The 1,357-nt window shown below is 40.9% G+C and carries 3 protein-coding genes; 2 read left to right on the top strand and 1 reads right to left on the bottom strand.

Annotated features, from left to right (window positions below):
• A partial coding sequence (locus ACWHAR_RS21520) for a protease inhibitor I9 family protein (RefSeq protein ID WP_452087772.1) occupies nt 1-352 on the bottom strand: 352 nt, incomplete at its 3' end.
• A gap of 529 nt (nt 353-881) precedes the next feature.
• Between ACWHAR_RS21520 and ACWHAR_RS21515 the strand changes: the two genes are divergently transcribed.
• Together ACWHAR_RS21515 and ACWHAR_RS21510 are read left to right on the top strand one after the other, a co-directional pair.
• Complete coding sequence (locus ACWHAR_RS21515) at nt 882-1,184, top strand: hypothetical protein (RefSeq protein ID WP_452087771.1); 303 nt, start codon at nt 882-884, stop codon at nt 1,182-1,184.
• A gap of 39 nt (nt 1,185-1,223) precedes the next feature.
• A partial coding sequence (locus ACWHAR_RS21510) for a CAT RNA binding domain-containing protein (protein WP_452087773.1) occupies nt 1,224-1,357 on the top strand: 134 nt, incomplete at its 3' end.

Here is a 1,357-nt window from a genome sequence, read left to right as displayed (position 1 = left end):
GAAGCTTCATAGAGAAGCCTGAGAATACCTGCTCATATTCCCGCTTTACTTTTCCGTTTTTCACCGCTTTGATTGCTTTATTTTTTGCTTTGGTGCGAGCGGTTTTCAGCTTGCTTTTCGATTGGCTTTCTCCCGCTTCCTTCGCTTCTGCCAAGGATTTTTCTTTTAATTCCACTATAACGGTTGTTTTTTTGCTTGTCGTCATATCGATATCACCGAATACCTCGGCTTTTTCCAGATCAGCCGACGTTTTTGAAGAAGCCGGAGCTGCCTGGACGCCCGTAATACCTGTGGATAACGCAAAAAATACGACGAAACTTACAAGCAGAAAGCGAATGATCCCCTTTTTCAATGTGTTTCCCCCTTTGTATTTAGAAAAAATGTGAAAGATCTAGTATATATTTCTTGAAAATTCAAAAAAATCCTTGTGTCATTTGGACCATTTATTGGATTTTGTTTGTGTATAACGAAGGAGTTATACATAGAACCCTGTGTATAAGTGAATAAACCTGTGTATATATATAGTTGGGAATATACGTTCGTATACAAAATATAGATAGAGTTTGTGGACATGTGGATATCTCTTGTGATTAAGTTGTTCTTATCTTTGGGATAACTTGTGTATAAAGTTTTCAAAGCGGTTCTCCAATTTTCATTTCAATTCTTTCAGCTTTCAACAAAACTTCTAAAAACTAGTTGGTTTTTTCACTCATATTGTGACAAAGAATTCTCTTTCCACGGTCTATCATAGAGTCATGAGTTTTGCTAGAGCCGCTAGTTTGCGAGAAAAGAAATCGGCCGTCTTTTCTTGCGGGCTGCGGCTGAGAAAACGGGCTGCTAAAAAGGCTGCCTGCCAAAAAGAAGCGGAGGGATGTTTTTCTATGAAACGTTTGCTTGTATCTTTACGGGTGTGGATGGTCTTTTTGATGAACTGGGTGACGCCGGACAGAAAAACTGCGTCTGCCGCGGTCTATTCGGCTCAGCGTACATACCAAAGAAAGGCGGCAGTGCAGGCCGCGGGACTTGTTTCGTTTTATGAATGGCGGATGGCTGTGAATGAGGAAGAAAAGCAGAAAGCGAAAGCCGCCGCGCTTTATAAAAGAAGATGTTTGCAAGCCTTCAAGGAATCGCCAAAGCAGGAGAGAGCGGGCCCGCATCTTTACATGGCGGTCAAAAGGAGGTAAAATCCCAGTCAAAAGCAAATTGGCGGGAGAGATAACCTCTTGAAAATCTATAAAGTATTAAACAACAATGCGGCTTTAATAAAAGAGGATGATCAGGAAAAAATCGTGATGGGGCCGGGAATCGCTTTTCAAAAAAAGAATAATGATCTCATCCCTATGAATAAAGTGGAAAA

The organism is Bacillus sp. LR--39, from assembly GCF_053613335.1.
The sequence above is the reverse complement of the archived record's forward strand: the minus strand, read 5'-3'. Positions and strand labels throughout refer to the sequence as shown.